15 protein-coding genes are annotated in these 20,229 nt (G+C 72.7%); 4 read left to right on the plus strand and 11 right to left on the minus strand.

Annotation, left to right across the window (positions count from 1 at the left end; translation table 11 throughout):
• Positions 1-29: 29 nt before the first annotated feature.
• On the minus strand, positions 30-1,289 hold the full coding sequence (locus ACQY0Z_RS10330; protein WP_189895850.1) for an LCP family protein: 1,260 nt from the start codon (positions 1,287-1,289) through the stop codon (positions 30-32).
• A 119-nt stretch (positions 1,290-1,408) separates the two neighbouring features.
• Here ACQY0Z_RS10330 and ACQY0Z_RS10335 point away from each other — a divergent pair, with 119 nt between their 5' ends.
• Positions 1,409-1,966 (plus strand): acyl-CoA thioesterase, encoded by a 558-nt coding sequence (locus ACQY0Z_RS10335; RefSeq protein WP_189895848.1) that lies wholly within the window; start codon positions 1,409-1,411, stop codon positions 1,964-1,966.
• A gap of 563 nt (positions 1,967-2,529) precedes the next feature.
• Here ACQY0Z_RS10335 and ACQY0Z_RS10340 read toward each other — a convergent pair.
• Positions 2,530-4,005, minus strand: a complete 1,476-nt coding sequence (locus ACQY0Z_RS10340; protein ID WP_439812140.1) for an LCP family protein — start codon at positions 4,003-4,005, stop codon at positions 2,530-2,532.
• Between the two features lie 129 nt (positions 4,006-4,134).
• Between ACQY0Z_RS10340 and ACQY0Z_RS10345 the strand changes: the two genes are divergently transcribed.
• A complete protein-coding gene (locus tag ACQY0Z_RS10345) occupies positions 4,135-5,175 on the plus strand; it encodes a glycosyltransferase family 2 protein (protein ID WP_189895845.1) in 1,041 nt (346 codons plus the stop codon).
• A gap of 61 nt (positions 5,176-5,236) precedes the next feature.
• On the opposite strand, the gene ACQY0Z_RS10350 is transcribed toward ACQY0Z_RS10345, so the two are convergent.
• From ACQY0Z_RS10350 to ACQY0Z_RS10370, 5 genes are all read right to left on the minus strand, one after another.
• Positions 5,237-6,829 (minus strand): LCP family protein, encoded by a 1,593-nt coding sequence (locus tag ACQY0Z_RS10350; protein WP_439812141.1) that lies wholly within the window; start codon positions 6,827-6,829, stop codon positions 5,237-5,239.
• A 150-nt stretch (positions 6,830-6,979) separates the two neighbouring features.
• Entirely contained in the window at positions 6,980-8,599 is a 1,620-nt protein-coding gene (locus ACQY0Z_RS10355; protein ID WP_439812142.1) for an LCP family protein, read from the minus strand.
• 82 nt (positions 8,600-8,681) lie between these two features.
• The gene (locus ACQY0Z_RS10360) at positions 8,682-10,454 is read right to left on the minus strand and encodes an LCP family protein (protein WP_439812143.1); all 1,773 of its coding nucleotides are present in this window, start codon (positions 10,452-10,454) and stop codon (positions 8,682-8,684) included.
• A 243-nt stretch (positions 10,455-10,697) separates the two neighbouring features.
• Positions 10,698-11,906: an LCP family protein gene (locus tag ACQY0Z_RS10365; protein ID WP_189895839.1), complete on the minus strand. Its 1,209-nt coding sequence runs from the start codon at positions 11,904-11,906 to the stop codon at positions 10,698-10,700.
• Positions 11,907-12,108: 202 nt separating this feature from the next.
• On the minus strand, positions 12,109-12,870 hold the full coding sequence (locus ACQY0Z_RS10370; protein WP_439812144.1) for a TIGR03089 family protein: 762 nt from the start codon (positions 12,868-12,870) through the stop codon (positions 12,109-12,111).
• Positions 12,871-13,010: 140 nt separating this feature from the next.
• Here ACQY0Z_RS10370 and ACQY0Z_RS10375 point away from each other — a divergent pair, with 140 nt between their 5' ends.
• A complete protein-coding gene (locus ACQY0Z_RS10375; protein ID WP_347225174.1) occupies positions 13,011-14,615 on the plus strand; it encodes a peptidoglycan recognition protein family protein in 1,605 nt (534 codons plus the stop codon).
• Positions 14,616-14,733: 118 nt separating this feature from the next.
• Positions 14,734-15,816 (plus strand): sugar phosphate nucleotidyltransferase, encoded by a 1,083-nt coding sequence (locus ACQY0Z_RS10380; protein ID WP_189895834.1) that lies wholly within the window; start codon positions 14,734-14,736, stop codon positions 15,814-15,816.
• A gap of 509 nt (positions 15,817-16,325) precedes the next feature.
• On the opposite strand, the gene ACQY0Z_RS10385 is transcribed toward ACQY0Z_RS10380, so the two are convergent.
• The 4 genes from ACQY0Z_RS10385 to ACQY0Z_RS10400 are packed head-to-tail and all read right to left on the minus strand — an operon-like array spanning position 16,326 to position 20,219.
• Positions 16,326-17,330, minus strand: a complete 1,005-nt coding sequence (locus tag ACQY0Z_RS10385) for a DNA-3-methyladenine glycosylase family protein (protein ID WP_189895832.1) — start codon at positions 17,328-17,330, stop codon at positions 16,326-16,328.
• A 50-nt stretch (positions 17,331-17,380) separates the two neighbouring features.
• Positions 17,381-18,688 (minus strand): coenzyme F420-0:L-glutamate ligase, encoded by a 1,308-nt coding sequence (locus ACQY0Z_RS10390; RefSeq protein WP_381731595.1) that lies wholly within the window; start codon positions 18,686-18,688, stop codon positions 17,381-17,383.
• Positions 18,685-19,644 (minus strand): 2-phospho-L-lactate transferase, encoded by a 960-nt coding sequence (gene cofD, locus ACQY0Z_RS10395; RefSeq protein WP_189895829.1) that lies wholly within the window; start codon positions 19,642-19,644, stop codon positions 18,685-18,687. Before cofD ends, ACQY0Z_RS10390 begins: the two co-directional genes overlap by 4 nt.
• A gap of 41 nt (positions 19,645-19,685) precedes the next feature.
• Positions 19,686-20,219: a cysteine dioxygenase gene (locus ACQY0Z_RS10400; protein WP_189895826.1), complete on the minus strand. Its 534-nt coding sequence runs from the start codon at positions 20,217-20,219 to the stop codon at positions 19,686-19,688.
• Between the last annotated feature and the right edge of the window lie 10 nt (positions 20,220-20,229).

Here is a 20,229-nt window from a genome sequence, read left to right on the forward strand (position 1 = left end):
GGGTGCCCTCGTCGTGGTGCCCGGCGGTGTCAGTCGCCCGTGACGGTCACCTTCTCGTCGTTGTTCAGCTGGTTGACCAGCTGCTTCACCTTGTCCTTGTCCCACAGCAGGTTGCCGCCGGTGGAGCCGGCGAGCGGCATGTTCATCGAGGTGCCCTCGCCGCCGCTGACGCCCTTCATCGACCAGAACATGTCGGCCAGGTCGAACAGCCCCATGTCCTTGTCGACGATCAGGGAGTCCAGGCCCGCGCCCATGGTCGGGTAGAGGCGGAACGGGTTGAGCACCGTGCTCGGGGTGGCCACCTGGTTGGCCAGGGCGGACAGGAACTTCTGCTGGTTCTTGGTGCGGTCCAGGTCGGAGCCGGCCAGCGCGTAACGGGTGCGGACGAAGGCGAGCGCCTCCTCGCCGTTCAGGGTCTGCTTGCCCTTCCTGAAGTCGGCGCCGGACTTGGTGTCCTTGATGTCCTGCGGGATGTCGATCTCGACGCCGCCGGCCGCGTCCACGATGTTCGCGAAACCGGCGAAGCCGATCTCCACGTAGTGGTCGATGTGCAGGCCGGTGTTGAACTCCACCGTGCGCACCAGCAGCTCGGGGCCGTCCTCGGCGTACGCGGCGTTCAGCTTCACCTGGCGGCCGGTGCCCTGGTAGGTCTTCCCGGACTCGGAGCCCTTGAACGTGGGGATCTCCACGTTGGAGTCACGGGGCAGCGATATCAGGGTCGGGCCGTTGCCGCCGGTGTGCAGGATCATCATCGAGTCGGTGCGCTTGCCGTCGGAGGAGCCGGTGCGCAGCCGCTTCTTGTCCTCGTCGGACAGGCCCTCGCGGCTGTCGGAGCCGACGATGAGGTAATTGGTGCCCTCGCCCTTCTCGGGCCGCTCGATCACCTTCGACAGGTCGACCTCGCGGTTGAGCTTGGAGTCGGCCCAGAAGTACGTGGCGACGGTGGTGACGAAGAGCACGGTCACCAGGGTGATCACCGTCACCTTGATACGGCGCCGCCAGTCCGGCGCGGGGCGCTGCGGGGCGTAGCCGTCACCGCCGCCGTGTCCGCCACCCCCGCCGTACACCTGGCCGGTGTTGTAGCCGCTGTCGTAGCCGCCGCTGCCGCGGCCGTCCACGTACTGGGGCTGCTGCGGGACACCGCCGTAGGCGCCCGGCCCGGGAGGGGCCGGCTGACCCCGCCGGACCTGCCGCATGACACGGGGGCTCTCGGGCTGTGCGCTCGCGCTCCCGCGTCCGTAGCGGCCGCCGCGGTTGTCGTCGGACCATGCCTCGGGCCAATCATTCATGCCAGACAGTGTGCAGGTCCGCCGGGGCGGCGATACAAGGGTCGTCGGAAAATCAGGGCGGCGCTGTTGCGAAGCTGACACAAAACACCCGCTTGTCACCTCGGCATAAGGTGGAGGCCATGACAGACCAGGCCCCTGCCGCGCAGACGGACAGTCCGGAGATCCCGGGCAAGCCCGTCTCGGCGTCCCGCACCACCCTCAGCCACATCATGACCCACAACGACACCAATCTTCTGGGCACCGTGCACGGTGGGGTGATCATGAAACTGGTCGACGACGCGGCGGGCGCCGTCGCCGGCCGGCACTCCGGAGGGCCGGCCGTGACGGCCTCCATGGACGAGATGGCGTTCTTCGAGCCGGTTCGCGTGGGTGACCTTGTTCACGTCAAGGCCCAGGTCAACTGGACGGGCCGGACCTCGATGGAGGTCGGGGTGCGGGTGCTGGCCGAACGCTGGAACGAGTCCGCGCCGGCGACGCACGTCGGCTCGGCCTACCTCGTCTTCGCCGCGGTCGACGCCGACGGCAGGCCGCGCCGCGTCCCGCCGGTCCTCCCCGAGTCGGACCGCGACCGCCGCCGCTACCAGGAGGCCCAGATCCGCCGCACCCACCGCCTCTCCCGCCGCCGCGCGATCCTGGAGCTGCGGGAGAAGCGAGCGGCGGAGGGCTTCGACGACTGACGCCGTCCCGCCCTCGGGACGCCCGGGGGCGGGATGCCCCCGAGCCCGGGTCAGGGGGTCCGGCCCCCCTGACCCGGGCGCCCGCGACACGGCTCGCCCGCCGAGCGCGCAGGGACCATGACGGCGTCCCGACCCATGAGGGTCCGGCCGACGGCCGGTGGCCGCGACTGCTGTCGCGCAGCGGCGTGCCTGGACACTGCTTGCGCCCCGAGGGCTCCCGGAAAGGCATGACACGGGCCCGCGTCGTCCTGGTGCGGCCCGTGTGATCCGCTCCCGGCCGCCCGGCGCGGCTGTACGACAGCACCGGCGAGAGCCCGGGGTCTGCGGGGGCGGGACTGTGGCGGGCGCTCCGCGCCGGACTCGCGCCCGTCGCCCGACCGGCTCCGGCACGGCTGCTCGCGGAAGGCACTCGCCCCCCGCCAGGGCCACGGACTGCCCGTCGGCACCGCCCAGTGGCGCGGTGGCGCCGAGGCCGTCGGGCCGCCCTGCGGGGCGAGCGGCCCGACGGGGATGCCGGCGCCCAGGGCGCGCAGGGACCCGGAGGGTTTCCGCCGCAGGCGGGGTCAGCCGCAGTTGACCTCGTCGCCGCGTACCACCCCGAACTCTCCCTGGCTCGGGTCCTTCGGGCGGACCTTGCGGACCTTTTCGAAGTCCGTGCCCGCGACGACCTTCAGGGTGGGGCCCTGCCCCTTCACCGGACGGAGTTCGCTGCCGGGGAGGGCCGTCGCGAGGGACTTCGCGGAGCGGTCCCAGCGGGGGTCGTAGAGGACGACCGTGCGCCGGTGGTCCTGGCGGGCGGCGTTGACGGGGGCCTTGGTGGTGGCGAAGCCGGTCGCCGCCAGGGCCGCGTCCACGCGCCGGCCCAGACCCGGTGTGCGGGTGCCGTTCTCCACCTGCACCCGGATCTGCTTCGGGTCGACCGGCACCCGCAGCGCGGCGCCGGCCGAGGACCGCGTGGACAGCGGCTCGTCGCGGCGCAGCGCGTCGAAGATCAGCTCGGACTTCTGCGGGTCCCACTTCAGCGTGGAGCCGATGCCCTTCACGACGTGCCCCGGCGTCACCACGGGCACGGTGGTGAACTCCGACGACGACGGCGAGAAGTTCCGCATCGCCCGCCCCAGGTCGAGCAGCTCGCCCGTGCCGAACCCCTCGTCCGCGCGGACCGAGCCGAGCACCGCGCGTGTGACGTCCCGGAACCGCATCGGGTTCAGCAGGATCCCCGACGACGTGGCCCGCTCCACCAGCGCCGCCATGAAGTGCTGCTGCCGCCGCATCCGGCTCAGGTCGGACCCCCCGTCGACGTACCGGGCACGGACGTACTGGAGGGCCTCGCCGCCCTTCAGGGTGTGGCGGCCCGGGGGCAGGTCGAGCCCGGTGTGGCTGTCCTTCAGCCGCTGGTCGGTGCAGATCTCCACACCCCCGACCACGTCGACGGTCTTCATGAAACTGGCGAAGTCGACCTCCAGGTAGTGGTCGATCTTCACCCGGGTCATCCGCTCCACCGTCCGCACGGTGAGCTGCGGCCCGCCCTCCGCGTACGCCGCGTTCAGCTTCACCGGGTGTCCCTTGTGCCGCTGCCCGCTGACCCGGTCGGTGTGCGGGGGCGTCAGGGCGTACGAGTCGCGGGGCAGGCTGACGACGCTCGCGCGGTCCCGGTCCTCGGAGATGTGCACGATCATGATCGTGTCGGTGCAGTGGCAGGGCGCCCCGCCGAGCCGGTACCGCTCCCGCTCCTCCTTGCCGACGGTGTCCCGCCCGTCCGTGCCGACCAGCAGGATGTTCATGCCGTGCCCGGCCCGGGGCCGGTTCTTCATGTCGCGGAACGGGTCGACCCGTGCGATGTCGTCGTCGAGCCCGCTGAGCACCGCGTGCCCGATCCCCGCGGAGGCCAGCACCACGACCGACAGCGCGGTGACCGTGCGCATGACCCACCGCGGCCGGCGGCGCGGGGGCGCGGGCGGGCGCGCGGCCGGGCGGGGCGGCCGCGCCGGGCGCCGGTCGGGGTTTCGGGGCCGGGGGGAGCGCGGCGGCGTGGGCAAGGGGGGCACCTCCGGACGACGGCCGAGCGTGGAATCGTGAGCACCGTAGGCCGATACGATCTGCGGCCCTCCGCACAGCACCCCGGCACGCGCGGACGTGTCCCCCGTTCGCGGTAACGTGAGGCTCCTATGAACGCCAATCCCGACGTGCGGCCCCCGGCCGTTTCCGTGATCATGCCCGTCCTCAACGAGGAGCGGCATCTGCGCGGCGCGGTCCGCGCGATCCTCGCCCAGGAGTACGCCGGCGAGATGGAGGTCGTGATCGCCCTCGGTCCGTCCACGGACCGCACGGACGAGATCGCCGCCGAGCTCGTCGCCGAGGACCCGCGGGTGCACACCGTGCCCAACCCGACGGGCCGCACCCCGGCCGCCCTCAACGCGGCGATCAAGGCCTCGCGCCATCCGATCGTGGTCCGCGTCGACGGCCACGGGATGCTCTCCCCGAACTACATCGCCACCGCCGTACGCCTCCTGGAGGAGACCGGCGCGCAGAACGTCGGCGGCATCATGCACGCCGAGGGCGAGAACGACTGGGAGCGGGCCGTCGCCGCCGCGATGACCTCGAAGATCGGCGTGGGCAACGCCGCCTTCCACACCGGCGGCGAGGCCGGCCCCGCCGACACCGTGTACCTGGGCGTGTTCCGGCGCGAGGCGCTGGAGCGGCAGGGCGGCTACAACGTGGAGTTCATCCGCGCCCAGGACTGGGAGCTGAACTTCCGCATCCGCGAGGCGGGCGGGCTGATCTGGTTCTCGCCCGAACTGCGGGTGTCGTACCGCCCCCGCCCGTCCGTGCGGGCGCTCGCCAAGCAGTACAAGGACTACGGCCGCTGGCGCCACGTGGTGGCCCGCTACCACTCCGGCTCCATCAACCTGCGCTACCTCGCCCCGCCGACCGCCGTGTGCGCGATCGCGGCCGGCATCGTGGTGGGCGCGGCGCTCACCCCGTGGGGCTTCGTGGTCCCCGGCGGCTACCTCGCGGCGATCGTCGCGGGCTCGATACCCGCCGGCAAGGGCCTGTCGCTGAAGGCGCGGCTGCAGATCCCGGTGGCGCTGGCCACCATGCACATGTCGTGGGGGTGGGGCTTCCTGACCAGCCCGCGCTCCCTGGCGAAGAAGGTCATCGCCTCCCGCCGGCCCGCCGTCACGGCGGAGGACGCCAAGGCCGTCTGACGCCCCGTCACCCCCGATGTCCAATGGCCCCCTCCCCGCACCGGGAGGGGGCCTTCGCTCGTCACCAGGTGAAGGCGGGGTCCACGTGCATGCAGGCCTTGTCGTCCGCGCCGTTGAGCGCCTGCGCCGACTCGGGCGTGGTGTCGTCCTCCTCGGGCGCCTCGTACCGCGTGCCCTCGCGCCAGTCCGCGCCCACGACGAGCGTCACTCCGGACACGTCCGTGGACCGCTCCACCGCGTCCGCCGGGATGCCGAGGACCGCGGCGACACGGCGCGCGTCGCCCTCCAGGTCGGCGCTCGGGTAGCGCACCACGGTCCGCTCCTCGGTGTACGCGCCCTCGGTGTCGGCGGCGGCGCTCGTGAAGCCCTTCTCCTGGAGCTCCCCGGCGATCGCGGTGGCCCGGCCGGAGGCGGGCGCGAGGGTGTCGGTGCGGGTGCCGTTGCGGACCTGCACGGCGATCGCGGCGTCGTCCGCGGCCGGGTCGGCGGGCGGCTTCTCCACGGCCGGCTTCGGCTTGGCGTCCCTGCCGTCCAGGGCGATGTCCTCGCGCACCAGCCGGAACAGCTTCTCGGCGTCCTCGGTGGGCTCCACGCGGGCGCCGACGTACCGGTTGGGCATCGTCGTCATGGTGATGCGCTCCGGCTTCACCTTGCGCAGCTCGGTGCTCAGGTCGTACAGCTTCTTCACCGTGTCGAGGCCGGGGTCGACGGTGAGCGCCCGGGTGGCCTCCTCGGCCAGCCTGCGCAGGTTGTTGGGGCTGCTCAGCGTGGCGTTCTCGCGCAGCTGCCGGGCCAGCGCATTCATGTACATGTGCTGGGCCTTGGCGCGCGCGAGGTCGCTGCCGTCCTCGAAGCCGTACCGGGTGCGCAGCCACTGCAGGGCCTGCTCGCCCTTGACCGGGTGGGTGCCCTTCGGCAGCTTCAGCCCCGAGCCGTGGCCCTGGCTGTCGCGCGAGTGGATGTTGGCGTCGACGCAGACGGGGACGCCGCCGACCGCGTCCGCCATGGCGACCACGCCAGCGAAGTCCACCATCACGAAGTGGTCGATGTGGATGCCGGTCAGCTCCTGCCAGGTGGCCACCGTGCAGCCCGGACCGCCGTGCCCGAGGCTCTCGTTGGTCATGCGGCGGCCCTCGCTCGCCGGGTACACCGTGCCGTCGTCCGGGTCGGTGCACTTGGGGATGTGCAGCAGGGTGTCGCGCGGCATGCTGATCACGGACATGTTGCTGCGGTCCGCGGACAGGTGCACCAGCATCTGCACGTCCGCCAGCGGCGTCGAGCCGAACGTCTCGCGGGCGCCGCCGAGTTTCTGGTTCTCCTCGCTGTCCCGCGCGTCGCTGCCGATCAGCAGGATGTTCAGCGGGGTCTGGCCCGCCGCGTTGGGCGTCGGCTCGGCGACCTTGCTGTCGCCCAGGTTCAGCGGGTCCTTGCGGATGTTGTCGTTGAGCTTCCGGTAGTACAGGTAACCCGCCGCGCCGGCCGCGAGTATGAGCAGCGCGAGCACCGCGGCGGACCACTTGAGTATCCGGCGGAAGCGCCGCGGACGCGGCACCGAGCCGTCGGCGGGCGGGGCGTCGTCGGCGGGCGGCGCGTCGTCGGGAGCCGGCGCGGGCTCCTCGTGGTGGGCCGTCTCCCGCGTGGCGTTCTGTGTCACTGCCCCGTCCTTCCCCACCCCTGGAAACACCTCGCTCCGGCACGCAGGCCCCGCCCTGCGTCCTGTTAGACGCTTGACAGGCCCGTCAGTTGCCCCGGGTTTTCCCTCGATTTCCCCACGGGGCGGCGGGGACCCCGCCCGCCGCGGGCGCTACCAGCGATAGGGCGCGTACACGTCCATGCAGGCGCCCTTCTCGGCCGCGGTGAGCGCGTCGGCGTCCTCCGGCAGGTCGCCCGCCTGCGGCGGCTCCGGCTCCTTGTACGTGTCTCCCTCGCGCCAGTCCGCGCCGACCACCACGGTGACACCGGAGACGTCGGCCGACCGGCGCACCGAACTCACCGGGATGCCCAGGGACTTGGCGACCCGCTGGGCGTCCCCCTTCAGATCGTCGGTGGGGTAGCGCACGACGGTCCGCTCCTCGGCGCCGGCGGCGGAGGTGTCCGGCGCGGCACGGGTGAAGCCCTGCCCGGCCAGCTCTCCGGCGATCGTGCTCGCCCGGCCGGAGACCGGCCCCTCGGTCGCGGACCGGGTGGCGTTGCGCACCAGCACGCCGATCTCGTCGTCGGGCGCGGACGGGTCGGCGGTGCGCTCCTCGCGGGACGCCTTCCCGGCCGTCTTGTTCTTCGCGCCCTTGCCGCCCTTGTCGTCGAACGGCACGTCGTCGCGGAGCAGCGCCCAGACCTTCTCCGCGTCGTCCCCGGCGGGGAGGAGGTGGTTGGCGTTCTGCGGGTCCGGGACCGTCGGGAGGGTCGTCATCGTGATGCGGTCCGGCGGCACCGTCTTCAGCTGCATCCCCAGGTCGTACAGCTTCTTCACCGACCCGATCTCCTCGGAGACCTGGAGCGACTTGGTGGCCGCCTCCGCGAGGTCGGTGAGCCGCCCGGTGTCGGTGAACACGTTCTGCCCGCGCAGGGTGCGGATCATCGAGTTCATGTACATCCGCTGCGCGCGGGTGCGCAGGATGTCGCTGCCCCACGCGTGCCGGGTGCGCAGCCACTGCAGCGCCTGCACCCCCTGCACCTTGGTCTTCCCCGCCCGCAGCTTCAGGCCCGAGCCGCCCGGCACGCCGGGCAGCGGCCGGTCCCACACGTTCTGCCGGACGCAGACCTCGACCCCGCCGACCGCGTCCGCCATCCGCACCACGCCCGCGAAGTCGATGGTCATCCAGTGGTCGACGTAGACGCCGGTGAGGTTCTCCCAGGTGGCGAGCGTGCAGCCCGGACCGCCGCGCCCCAGCGAGGTGTTGATGATGTCGTTCGTCGCCGGGTACGTCGTCCCGGTCTCCGGGTCCGTGCAGCGGGGGATGTCGACGCGGGTGTCGCGCGGAATGCTCACCACGGCCGCGCTCTTCCGGTCGGCGGCCAGGTGGATCAGCATCTGCACGTCGCCGAGCGGAGGATTGCCGCGGTTGGCCTTGCCGCCGCCGAGGGCGACGTTGGCGTCGGAGGCGCGGCTGTCGGACCCGATCAGCAGGATGTTGAGGGGCGTCTGCCCGGCCGCGTTCGGCGCGGACCGCTCGGCCTTGGAGTCGCCGCTGCTGCGCTCACCCTTCACCAGGTTGTCGTTGAGGTGGTCGTAGTACAGGTAACCGGCGCCCGCCGTGCCGAGTATCAGCACGGCCAGGGCCGTCGCCGACCAGCGCAGGGCGCGCCGCGCCCGTCCGGCGCGCGGTCTCCCGCCGGCGTCGCCGCCGCTGTCGCCGCCCTCGGAGGCGCGCGGGGCGCCGTCCTGCCGCGCCGCCGCCTCCTCGTACACGTCACTTCGCGTCATCGTGCGGTGTTTCTCCCCACCCCTGGACATGGAACGGGCCCGTCTGCGTCCCCGAAGACGCGAGACGGGCCCGTCCGGTGCCTTATTCGGCGCAGACGACCTTGTCCGCCGTGGACTTGTTGGCGCTGTCGGGCACCTTGGCCGAGGGCGCGTTGATCTTGACGCCCGCGCCCTTGAAGTCCTTGCCGAGCGTCAGCGTCATCGTCGGCAGACCCTGGGAGTTGGTGACGCTCTCGCCCGGCTTCAGCGCCGCTCCGGACAGGCCCAAGATGTCGGCCAGCCGGCGCGCCTCGTCCGCCTGGTCGGGGGCGTACTCGAGGGTCGTCTTCGCGACCTCGGCGGGCGCGTTGCCCGCGTTCTCCGACTTGGTGACGCCCTCTTCGACCTGGAGCCAGCTCAGCGTCGACTGGGCGCTCCCGGAGGGCGCTCCGCCGTTGAGGATGCGCACCCGCACCTCGGACGCCGGGGCCTTCTCACCCTTGAGACGGGCGGCGACGGCGGCCTTCTCCTTCTTCTGCTGCTGCTTGACCTCGGTGAACGACACGTCGTTGCGGATCATCTCGAAGACCTGCGGCGCCTCGGCGTCGTTGAGGACGACGGTCGCCTTCACCTTCTCCGCCGGGTTGTCCACCACCGGAACCGTCGCGAACGTCAGGTTCTTGACGTTGAGCTTGCCCAGCTCCAGGCCCAGGTCCTTGAGCTTGTTGATGCTGTTGAGCTGGGAGTCGACAGTGAGCGCCTTCGTCCCCGCCTCGGCCAGTTTGATCATCTTGGACGGGCTGGTGAGCGTGTCGTTCGACTTCAGCTCACGCATCAGCGAGCTGAGGAACTGCTGCTGCAGCTGGATACGGCTCAGGTCGCCGCCCAGGCCCACCGAGTGACGGGTGCGCACGAACGCCAGGGCTTCCTCGCCCTCGATCCGGTGCGTGCCCTTGGGCAGGTTCAGGTGCGAGTCCGGGTCGTTGATGTCCTTGCCCAGGCACACGGGGACGCCGCCGACCGCGGAGGTCAGCGTCTTCACCGCGTTGAAGTCCGCCACCATGAAGTTGTCCGGCTGGATGCCGGTCAGCTCGGTCACGGTCCGCATGGTGCAGCTGGGCGTACGGCCGCCCTGGCCGAGGCTGGTGTTGAAACGGACGCCGGTCTCGCCCGGGATGACCTTCTGGCTGCCGTCCTCCTGCTCGGTCGGGCAGTCCGGGATGTCGACTATCAGGTCACGCGGGATGCTCAGCGCGGTGGCGTTGGAGCGGTCCTTGGAGACGTGCAGCAGGATCGTGGTGTCGGCGTGACCCTCGCTGCCCTTGTCGCCGTAGCCCTCGTTGCCCGAGCCGGTGCGCTTGTCCGTGCCGATCAGCAGGATGTTGATGGCCTGGTCCTTCTTGAAGCCACCGGTGCTCGCGCCGTCGTCCGACACGGACGTGATGTTGTCGTTGAGGTGCTCCAGGTACAGATAGCCGCCGACACCCGTGGCGAGCACCAGGAAGGCCACCGTGCCGCTGGTCCACAGCAGCACCTTCTTGGCCTTCGCGTTCTTCTTCGCCGGCCGGCGCCCACGGCGGCCGGCCGGGGGTTCCTCCTCCCGCACACCGCGGCGGCGGCGCTGCGGCGGCACGTCCCGCCCGGGCGTCTCAGGCTCGGGCGAGGCGCGGCCCGGGCGCTCGGGCGCCTGGTCGGGCGACGCCGACCGGGCGCGCGGATTTCCCGCACCCGTGTTCCGCGGCCCGCGCGGGGCCGGAATGGGCGACTGCGGTGCGGAAGGGCTCAGTCGCAGTTCGTATTCGCCGGTGGTCGGATTGAGTACCCACTGGTCTGCGGGATCGATGTTCTCTCCCCGCCCACGGCCTTGCGCGTCCACGGTCGCTCGAATCCTCCGTCGGGGCCACGCGGCGCCTTTCCCCTCCCAAGGCGCTCGGGTCTCGGTCACACAGTGCGGGATCTCAGGACGGACCTGAAGGAACGGACGCACCGGAGGGCTCACACTAACGGGCCGGATCGGCCTCCGGCGACGTCGGTGACCAATTCCACGCCTTCACAAGGGGCAATCCGCCCATTTCCATGGACAGGAGTTCGCAGCCTGGGAGTTGCCTTTGAGTTTCCTTTACGCGCAGGTGTCCTCGGCGGCTGTGTTCCCGGAGAACGTGGGCGCCGGGGAGGCGCTGTCCGCCGGTGCCGTCGTTTCCTTTTCCGTGGCCTTTCGCTCACCGTCCGTATCCACACGTACGGGTTCGTCCTTGCGCAGCCGCTCGAACAGTTTCCCGGCGGCGGGCTGGGCGAGCTGATCCCGATTCACGTCCCCGGCGTAGGACTCCCTTGGCACGGTGAGGAATTGCACGCCTTCTGTAGGGATGTCGCGAAGCCCCCGTACGAGTTCGTACAAACCGCGCAAGCTGGCGAGTTCGGGGTCGGTGGTGAGGGACGAGGTGGCCGCGTCCAGAACGGGATACAGCTTCACCGGATTCAGCAGGATCTCGTTGCTGCGGACCTTGTTGACCAGCGCGCCGAGGAACAGCTGCTGGCGTTCGATACGACCGGTGTCGCTGCCGTCCCCGAGGGTCTTCCGGGCGCGGACGTACCCGAGGGCCTGCTCCCCGTCGAGCGTCACGCGCCCCGCCGGCAGATGCAGGTGGGCGTCCTCGTCGTCGATCGGCTCGCGCAGGCACACCTCGACGCCGTCCACCGCGTCGACCATGTCCTTGAACCCCTTGAAGTCGACGACGACGTGGTGGTCCACGCGGATGTCCGTCAGCTTCTCGACGGTACGGATGGTGCAGGCCGAGCCGCCCACCTCGAAGGCCGCGTTGAACTGGGTGAACATCGGCGCGGAACGCGAGCCGTCCCTGCGCCGGCAGTCGGGCACGTCCACCATCAGGTCGCGCGGCACCGACACCGCTGTGGCGCTGCGCCGGCCCGCCGACAGATGCAGCAGGATCACCGTGTCCGAGCGCTCGGTGCCCGGGTCGTGCCCGTAACGGCCGTTCTCCGCGCCCGCGCGCGAGTCCGACCCGATGAGCAGGATGTTGAGGGCGTCCTTCACCAGCGCGGTGGGCCGGTCCTTCTCGAACCGGGCGAGCTCGGCCGCCGCAGCCTCGTCCGGGGTGATGTTCCCCTCCAGCTTCATGTACACCGCCCACCCGGCGGCCGCGGCGCCCACCAGCGCGAGGGACACCCCGAGACCCACGCCCCACACCCAGCGCCGGCGACGGCGGCGGACCGAGCCGCGCCCACTCGGCGAGGAGCCGGCGCCCGGACCGGGGCGGCGCCCCGCCGCGCCCTGTCCCTCGGGGGGTATGCCTGCGGTGTCGCTCATGCCGGTTCCACCCCTCCCTGCGTACGGGCCGGGACGGCGTACGGGTGCGGGCTGCTGCGCGTGCCGGGCGGGTGCGCTTCGTGGAGCGCGTGCCGCTCGGTGTGCCGCTTTCTACGACTGTGGCCCCGGGGAGGGAGGGGTGGGGGGTGGTGCTGCGCCGAACGGGTGAGCGGCGTGACCGGCGGTGTCCGCCGGGGGCGGGTCAGCGGGCGATGACCGTGACCCGCTCGCTCTCCACCCGCTTGTCCAGGGCCTCGGCGTCCAGCCGGTCGAGGTGACGGCACAGCACCACGGAGCCGCCGGTCGCCAGCGGCGCGTACAGCCCGGCGTTCAGCCCCTCCCACGTGTCGTACGGAAGCCCGGAGAGGATCCGGGAGCCCGGGCCGGTCAGCCCGAGGTCCGGCGCCTCCGCGGCGGCCCGCTCGACGACCTCCTCGCCCGAGAACTCCCGGCCCGCCACGATCAGCGCCGGCTCCTCCGGGTCGACGGGCGCGTACGGCACGAACCGGTCGCCCTGCCCCGGCACCTCCACGGCGTAGTCGGCGAAGCCCTCCGGAGGCTGCGGGAAGCGCCCGCCGAGCGGCCGCAGCGCCAGCGCGACCCGCGGGCCCGAGCAGGCGCGGGCGGCCTCCAGCCGCTCCGGCTCCGGGCCGCTCACCACCACGTCCGCCGCGGACGGGTCGCCGCCGACGTCCGCCACGACGCCGACCGACGAGCACGCCAGCAGCCACACCGCGGTCTGCCAGTGCGCGGGCAGCAGCAGGGTCACCCGGTCGCCCGGTTCGACGGACAGTTCGTCCTGGAGGAGGTTGGCGGTCTTGGCCACCCAATTGGCGAAGGTGGCGACGGACAATTCGACCCGCTCGCCCGTGGCGTCGTCGTAGAAGGTCACCAGGGGGCGTCCCGGGTCCGCGGCGAGCGCGGAACTCAGCAGGTCGGCAGGGGTGCGGTCGGTGGCGTTCACCCGCGCAAGCGTACGCGGCCCCCGCCGGGCGCACCCTCCGTGCGGGCCATGCGCGGGCCACCGGTTCGGGGGAACGGCAGCCGACAGACCGTCATATGAGCGATGGACAGATTTGTCTGACTATGTCCAAGCTCAGGGGCATGCGTGGAATTCTTGCTTCCTCAGTCGGCGTCACCTGCGCCGCGGCCCTCGCCCTCCCGCTCGCCCCGCCCGCTGCGGCGTCCGGCCCGCCCGGCGCGGTCGTCCCGTCCGGCGCGGTCGCCTCGTCCGCCGGCGCCGACGTTCCCGGCAGCACCCAGTCGCTGCCCCTGCGGCCCCTCACCCACGACCGTGCCTCCGGCGCCGTCCTCGGCCTGACGCCCCGCACGGTACGGACCTTCTCCCTCCTCGGCGTCGTCTGGGACGACCCGTCCGCCGACGTGCACGGCCGCGTACAGGTCCGCACGCGTGCGGCCGGCACCGGGGAGTGGACCGACTGGCAGGACGTCGAGACCCACTACACCGAGCACGGGGCGGACCCGGACTCCTCGGAGGCCGCCTCCGGGCAGGTGCGGGGCGCCACCGCGCCGCTGTGGGTGGGGGAATCGGACGGGGTCGAGGTGCGGGTGCTGCCGGAGGCCGGCGAGCCGGAGGACGTCGATCCTGTCGACGCGGGGTCAGGTGAAGGGGCGTCAGGCGGGGAGGGCGCCGGTGACGCGGGGGAGGTGACCACCCTGCCGGCCGGGATGCGGCTCGACCTGGTCGACCCGGGGGAGGCGGAACCCGGCGAGTCCGCGGAGGGCGCCGAACCCGCCGAACCCGCCGAACCCGCCGGGTCCGCCGGGGCCGCCGAGTCCGCGGAGGGCGGTGAGCCTGCCGAGGGTGGCGAGTCCGCGGAGCGCGGGGAGTCCGCGGAGGGTGCCGAACCCGCCGGGTCCACCGGGTCCGCCGGGTCCGCCGAGGGCGGCGAGCCCGCCGAAGGCGCGGAGGAACCTCGTACGGGCGTCATGACCGCCGCGGCCAAGGCCGCCTCCGCCGCCAACTCCGCCCTCGTGCCGCTCGGCGCCACCCGCATCCCCTCGCTCACCGCCGAGGAGACACGGGAGGAACTCGTCACGCTGCGCGGTTCCGAGCTGACCGAGCAGCAGCGGGCCAAGCCGTACATCGGGCCGCGCCCGGCCATCGTCACCCGGCGCGGCTGGGGAGCGGACGAGAGCCTGCGCGAGAAGAGCTTCGTGTACACGAGCACGGTCAAGGCGGCCTTCGTGCACCACACCGCCTCCGGCAACAACTACACCTGCGCGCAGGCGCCCTCCCTGATCCGCGGCTTCTACCGCTACCACACCAGGAGCCTCGGCTGGCGGGACATCGGCTACAACTTCCTCGTCGACAAGTGCGGCCGCATCTACGAGGGCCGGGCCGGCGGCGTGGCCAAGCCGGTGAAGGGCGCGCACACCATGGGGTTCAACTCCCGGACCACCGGCATCGCCGTCATCGGCTCCTACGGCTCCAAGAAGCCGTCCTCCAAGGCGGTGAAGGCCGTCGCCCGGCTCACCGCCTGGAAGCTCGGACTCCACGGCATGAACCCGAAGAAGAAGACATCCCTGACGTCCGGCGGTGGCAACCTGTACGCGAAAGGCAAGAAGGTGAAGATGAAGGTGATCTCCGGTCACCGGGACGGGTTCAACACCTCCTGCCCCGGGGGGAAGCTGTACAAGAAGCTGAGCAGCGTGCGGTCCAAGGCGGCCGACTACCAGGGCCGCTGAGGGACGCGTCACGTACGGCCCACGGGGCCGGCTGCTCCGCCCCTGCCGGGCACCGTCTGCATACACTGGCCGGCCGAAAGACAGTTCGGCCGGTCCCGGCAGGAAGCAGAGACGACAGGTGACAGAAGCGATCCTCCTGGTCGGCGGCAAGGGCACGCGACTGCGCCCCCTCACGGTGCACACGCCCAAGCCCATGGTCCCGGCGGCCGGGGTGCCGTTCCTCACGCACCAGCTCGCGCGGGCCCGCGCGGCGGGCGTGGAGCACATCGTCCTCGCCACGTCGTACCTCGCCGAGGTGTTCGAGCCGTACTTCGGTGACGGGGCGGCGCTGGGACTGCACATCGAGTACGTCACGGAGGAGGAGCCGCTCGGCACGGGCGGCGCGATCCGCAACGTCGCCTCGCGGCTGCACTCCGGGCCGGACGAGCCGGTGCTGGTCTTCAACGGGGACATCCTGACGGGGCTGGACATCCGGGCGCTGGTGCGGACGCACGAGACGTCGGGGGCGGACGTCTCCCTGCACCTGACGCAGGTGACCGATCCGCGGGCGTACGGGCTGGTGCCGACGGACGAGACCGGGCGGGTGCTGGCGTTCCTGGAGAAGCCGCAGACGCCTGAGGAGATCGTCACCGATCAGATCAACGCGGGGGCGTACGTGTTCCGGCGGTCGGTCATCGACACGATTCCCGCGGGGCGGGTGGTGTCGGTCGAGCGCGAGACGTTCCCGGGGCTGCTGGCGGCGGGCGCGCACCTGCAGGGCATGGTCGACTCGACGTACTGGCTGGACCTCGGGACACCGGCGGCGTTCGTACGGGGCTCGGCGGATCTGGTGCTGGGGAAGGCGCCGTCGCCTGCGGTGCCGGGGCGGTGCGGGGACCGGCTGGTGCTGCCGACGGCACGGGTGGCGCCGGACGCGAAGCTGGCGGGCGGGACGGTGGTGGGCGAGGGGGCGTTCGTCGCGGAGGGCGCGCGGGTGTTCGGCTCCACGATCCTGCCGGGCGCGGTGATCGAGCCGGGGGCGGTGGTCACGGACTCGCTGATCGGGACGCGGGCGCGGGTGGGGGAGCGGGCTGTGCTGACGGGGGCGGTCATAGGAGACGGGGCGGTGATCGGGGCGCGGAACGAGCTGCGGGAGGGGGTGCGGGTGTGGTGCGACGCGGAGATCCCGGCGGGGGCGGTGCGGTTCTCGTCCGACCAGTAGGGGGTTGAGGCTGCGTGCCTGTGACGCCCTGGTGGGGGGTGCGGTTCGACTGGGGGGTGCGGTTCGACGCCTGCGGCGCAGTGTCGAGGTTCGGTGGGGGCGGGCGTAGCGCCTGCGGGCGGTGGGTGGTGCGGGGCCGCGGTGGGGGCGGTCGTCCTCGGTCTGGCGCGAGAGTGCGAGCTGGAAAAGTGCGGGGCGCGGACGCGCCAGCCGCTGCGGGCGCCCACCCCCACCCCGTCCCCTCCCCGCCGTACGCGGCTACGGCTCCGCGCGGGCGGCGGCCGCCAGTGTCGCCGCCAACTGCGGGCATTCATGCCTCCCCCAGTGCCTTAAGGGCCTGGGAGGTGCCCCCAGGGCGATGGGGGTACCTCCCGCTCGAGCGAAGCCGAGAGTGGGGGAGGGTGGGTGCGGCGGCGCCTCGTCGGCGCCGGAGGTGCGCCGATTCCCCCCGGCTCGCGCCAACCCGGGGTGAGAAGAAGGAAACGGGTGTGCACCACCCGTACGGGGTGCTAAAGCCGCCCGATGTCCCCGTGCGGCATACGGGGCGCCCGCCGCGCAGGCGTCCTCCCGCTCAGCAGGATCAACCGCACCGCACGGTGCCGCTGCCCCGCGTAGGGCTCCAGCAACGACAGCATGACGGAGTCATCGGCGTCACGATCCCCCGCCAACGCCCACCCCACGATCCCCGGCAGATGCACATCCCCCACCGTCACAGAGTCCACCGCCCCATGACTCCGCTGCACCGTCTCCGCAGACGTCCAAGGCCCGATCCCCGGCACCACCTCCAGCCGCGCCCGTGCCTCCTCCGGAGGCATCCCCGCCGCCTCCTCCAGCCGCGCAGCGACCCGCACCGCGCGCAGCACCGTCGACGCCCGCTTGTCGTCGACGCCGGCGCGATGCCACTCCCAGGAGGGGATCAGCGCCCAGGTGCGCGGCGCCGGCATCACCGCCATCCGCTCGGGCGCGGGCCCGGGAGCCGGTACGCCGAACTTGCGGACCAGCAGCCGCCACGCCCGGTACGCCTCCCCGGTCGTGACCTTCTGCTCCAGGATCGACGGGATCAGCGACTCCAGCACCAGTCCGGTGCGCAGCAGCCGCAGGCCCGGCAGGCGGTGGTGGGTGAGCGCCAGCAGCTTGTGCCGGGGCACGAAGGCGGACGGGTCGTCGGCGGCGCCGAGCAGTTCGGGCATGCGGTCCAGGAGCCAGTCGGCGCCGGGGCCCCACGCCTGGCCGCGGATCGTGTCGCCGTGCCGGGTCACCCGCAGGGTGCCGGGCCCCACGGGCGTGAGGCTGGTGCGCCACGCGGCACCGTCCGGGGTCGTACGGAACGTGGGGTCGCCGGTGCCCCGGCGCAGCGGGCCGAGGACCAGGCCCAGGTCCAGGGGGTGGTCCGGTACGTAGGTACGGGTCCGGGGTGAGGCCGGCGCGTCGCGGGGGCCTCGTGGGGACGGCATCGCGACATGGCCGCCGCGCACGGTGGTCCGTGTCGGGCGGGGAGCGAAGCGTCCGGCCACGAGAGTCCTTGAGGTGAGAGTGAAGAGCTCCTACGAGGGTAGGGCCTCGCTCACCGCACCTCGATGAACCGGGCGGCATCCCGCTCGGGGCGGGGGCGCGGTTCCTCGGCCGGGTGGCCCACCGCGACCGCGCCCATCGGGTCCCAGCCGGGGGGCAGGTCCAGGACCTCGCGGACCACTTCGCGGCAGAACATCGTCGAGGACACCCACGCCGAGCCGAGCCGCTCGCCCGCGAGGGCCACCAGGAAGTTCTGCACGCCCGCGCCTGTGGCGACGACGAACATCTCCCGCTCCGCGCCGTCCCTGCGGGCGTCGCCGTAGTGGTGGGAGCCGTCCATCACCAGGCAGGGCACGACCAGGTACGGGGCGTTGCGCAGGACGTCGCCGCGGCGGATCCGCCTGGCGATGGACTCCTCCGGCTTGCCGTCCCCGCGGAGGTCAGTGATCCACGCGTCGCGCATCGCGTCGAGCAGGCGCGTGCGCGTCTCGGCGGATTCGAGGAGGACGAAGCGCCAGGGCGTGGTGTGGTGAGGCGCGGGGGCGGTGACGGCCGCGGCGACCGCGCGGCGTACCGCACCGGGGTCCACCGGCTCGTCCGTGAAGGACCGCACCGTACGGCGCTGGGTGACCGCCTGGCGCACCGCCTCGGACGTGCCCAGACGGAACATGTCGTCGCGCGCGACGCGGACCAGGGCGCGGGCGCCCTCGGTGTCGTCGGGGGACGTGGTGTGCGGCAGGCCGCGGACCACCGCCACGGGGAGGCCCGCCGCCTTGCCCTTGACCAGGTCGCCGGCGGCGGCCAGCTCGTCGGCGGTGGCGACGACCGTGGCGGAGAGCGGGTTGCCGTGCGCGTCGGTGCCGCCGCGCAGGTCGTCCAGCACGCGCACGCCCGCCGCGCCGATCGCCACGTCGGTCAGGCCCGCGCGCCAGGGGCGGCCGAAGGTGTCGGTGACGATCACGCCGACCTCGACGCCGAGCGCGTCACGGATTCCCTGGCGGATCGCGCGCGCGGAGGCGTCCGGGTCCTCGGGGAGGAGCAGGACCGTGCCCGGTGTCGTGTTGGAGGCGTCGACGCCGGCCGCGGCCATCACCAGGCCCTGCCGGTTCTCGACGATGCGCAGGGGGCCGCGCCGGGCCACCACCCGTACGGTCTCCGCGTCGATCGCGGCCTCCCGGTCGGCGGCCTCGACGATCCGGCCCTCGGCCTTGGAGACGATCTTCGAGGTGACCAGCAGGACGTCGCCGTCGAGGAGGTCGGGCGCGGCGGCCGCGATCAGCTTGGCCAGGTCGTCGCCGGGACGGACCTCGGGCAGGCCGGGGAGGGCCCAGACCCGGTAGGCGGGGTGCGCCTCGCTCATGCCGTACGGACCTCCTCGGCCAGGGCCAGCGCCTCGCCGGCCATCCGGGCGGTCGCGTCCACGTCGCTCATCATCAGCGGCACGGCCCGGCAGCGGATGCCCGCCGCCTCGACCCGCTCCACGCTCGCCGCGTCCACGGTGTCCACCAGCCAGCCGTCCAGCAGCCCGGAGCCGTAGTGCTCGGCGACCGCGGCCGCCGTGGACTCCACGCCGACGGCGGCGAGCACCTTGTCGGCCATGCCGCGCACCGGCGCGTCCCCCACGATCGGGGAGAGGCCGACGACCGGCACGCCCGCGTCGGCGATGGCCTCGCGGATGCCGGGCACCGCGAGGATCGTGCCGACGGACACCACCGGGTTGGACGGCGGGAAGAGGATCACGTCGGCCTCGCCGATCGCCTCCAGGACGCCCGGGGCGGGTTTGGCCTGCTCCGCGCCGACCGGCACGACCGCCTGCGCGGGCACCGAGGCACGCAGCCGCACCCAGTACTCCTGGAAGTGGATCGCCTTGCGCTCGCCGTCCAGCTCGACCGCCACATGGGTCTCCACGCGGTCGTCGGTCATGGGGATCAGGCGTACGCCGGGCTGCCAGCGGTCGCACAGCGCCTCGGTGACCGCGCTCAGCGGGAAGCCCGCGCCGAGCATCTGGGTGCGCACGATGTGCGTGGCGAAGTCACGGTCGCCGAGCCCGAACCAGTCCGGGCCGACGCCGTAGGCCGCGAGCTCCTCCTTGAGGTGGAAGGTCTCGTCGCTCCGCCCCCAGCCCTGCTCCTCGTCGATACCGCCGCCGAGCGTGTACATCACCGTGTCGAGGTCCGGGCAGACCTTCAGCCCGAAGAGGTGGATGTCGTCCCCGGTGTTGCCGATGACCGTGATGTCCGCGTCCGGCACGGCCCGCTTCAGACCGCGCAGGAAACGGGCACCGCCGATGCCGCCTGCCAGAACCACAATGCGCATGGGGTCATCCTCGCAGGCCGCTACGACATCGCGTCAGCCAGTCACCGGACCGTTGCCGGGCGCGCCTCGCAGTGCGGGGCGGCGGGGGAGGCGGCGGCCGTGCGGAGCCGGGACTCGGGGTGCATCGGCATCTCGGTGAGGCCGGGGTGGTAGATGTGCAGGCTGACCGCGGGTTCCAGGGTGTCGTTGACGACGTCGTGCGCGTAGCCGGGGGCGAAGACCCGCTGGTCCCCGGCGGCCAGCACGCGCGTGCCGCGCTCGGTGCGCTCGGTCAGGGCGCCGTCCAGGACGGTGAGCACGCCGGAGGAACGGCCGTGGTCGTGCGGCCCGCTGCCCTGGCCGGGCACCCAGGAGAGCAGCCACACCTCGTAGCCGGGGCCGGTGCGCAGCCGGTGGTACCAGCGGGTGGTGGCGTCGAACCGCACGAGGGGTTCCCACTGGGCGCGGTCGGCGGCGACGGCGCGGGCCAGGCCGGCGAACTCGGCCACGGTGGAGGGGTGTTCACGTTCGGGCTGGAGCAGGTGCGGGACTTCGAGGATGTCGCCGGCGATCTGGAGGTCGCTGTCGCTGTTCATGGAGTACGGA

The organism is Streptomyces sp. P9-2 (assembly GCF_051903975.1).
Taxonomy (GTDB): Bacteria; Actinomycetota; Actinomycetes; order Streptomycetales; family Streptomycetaceae; genus Streptomyces; species Streptomyces cellulosae.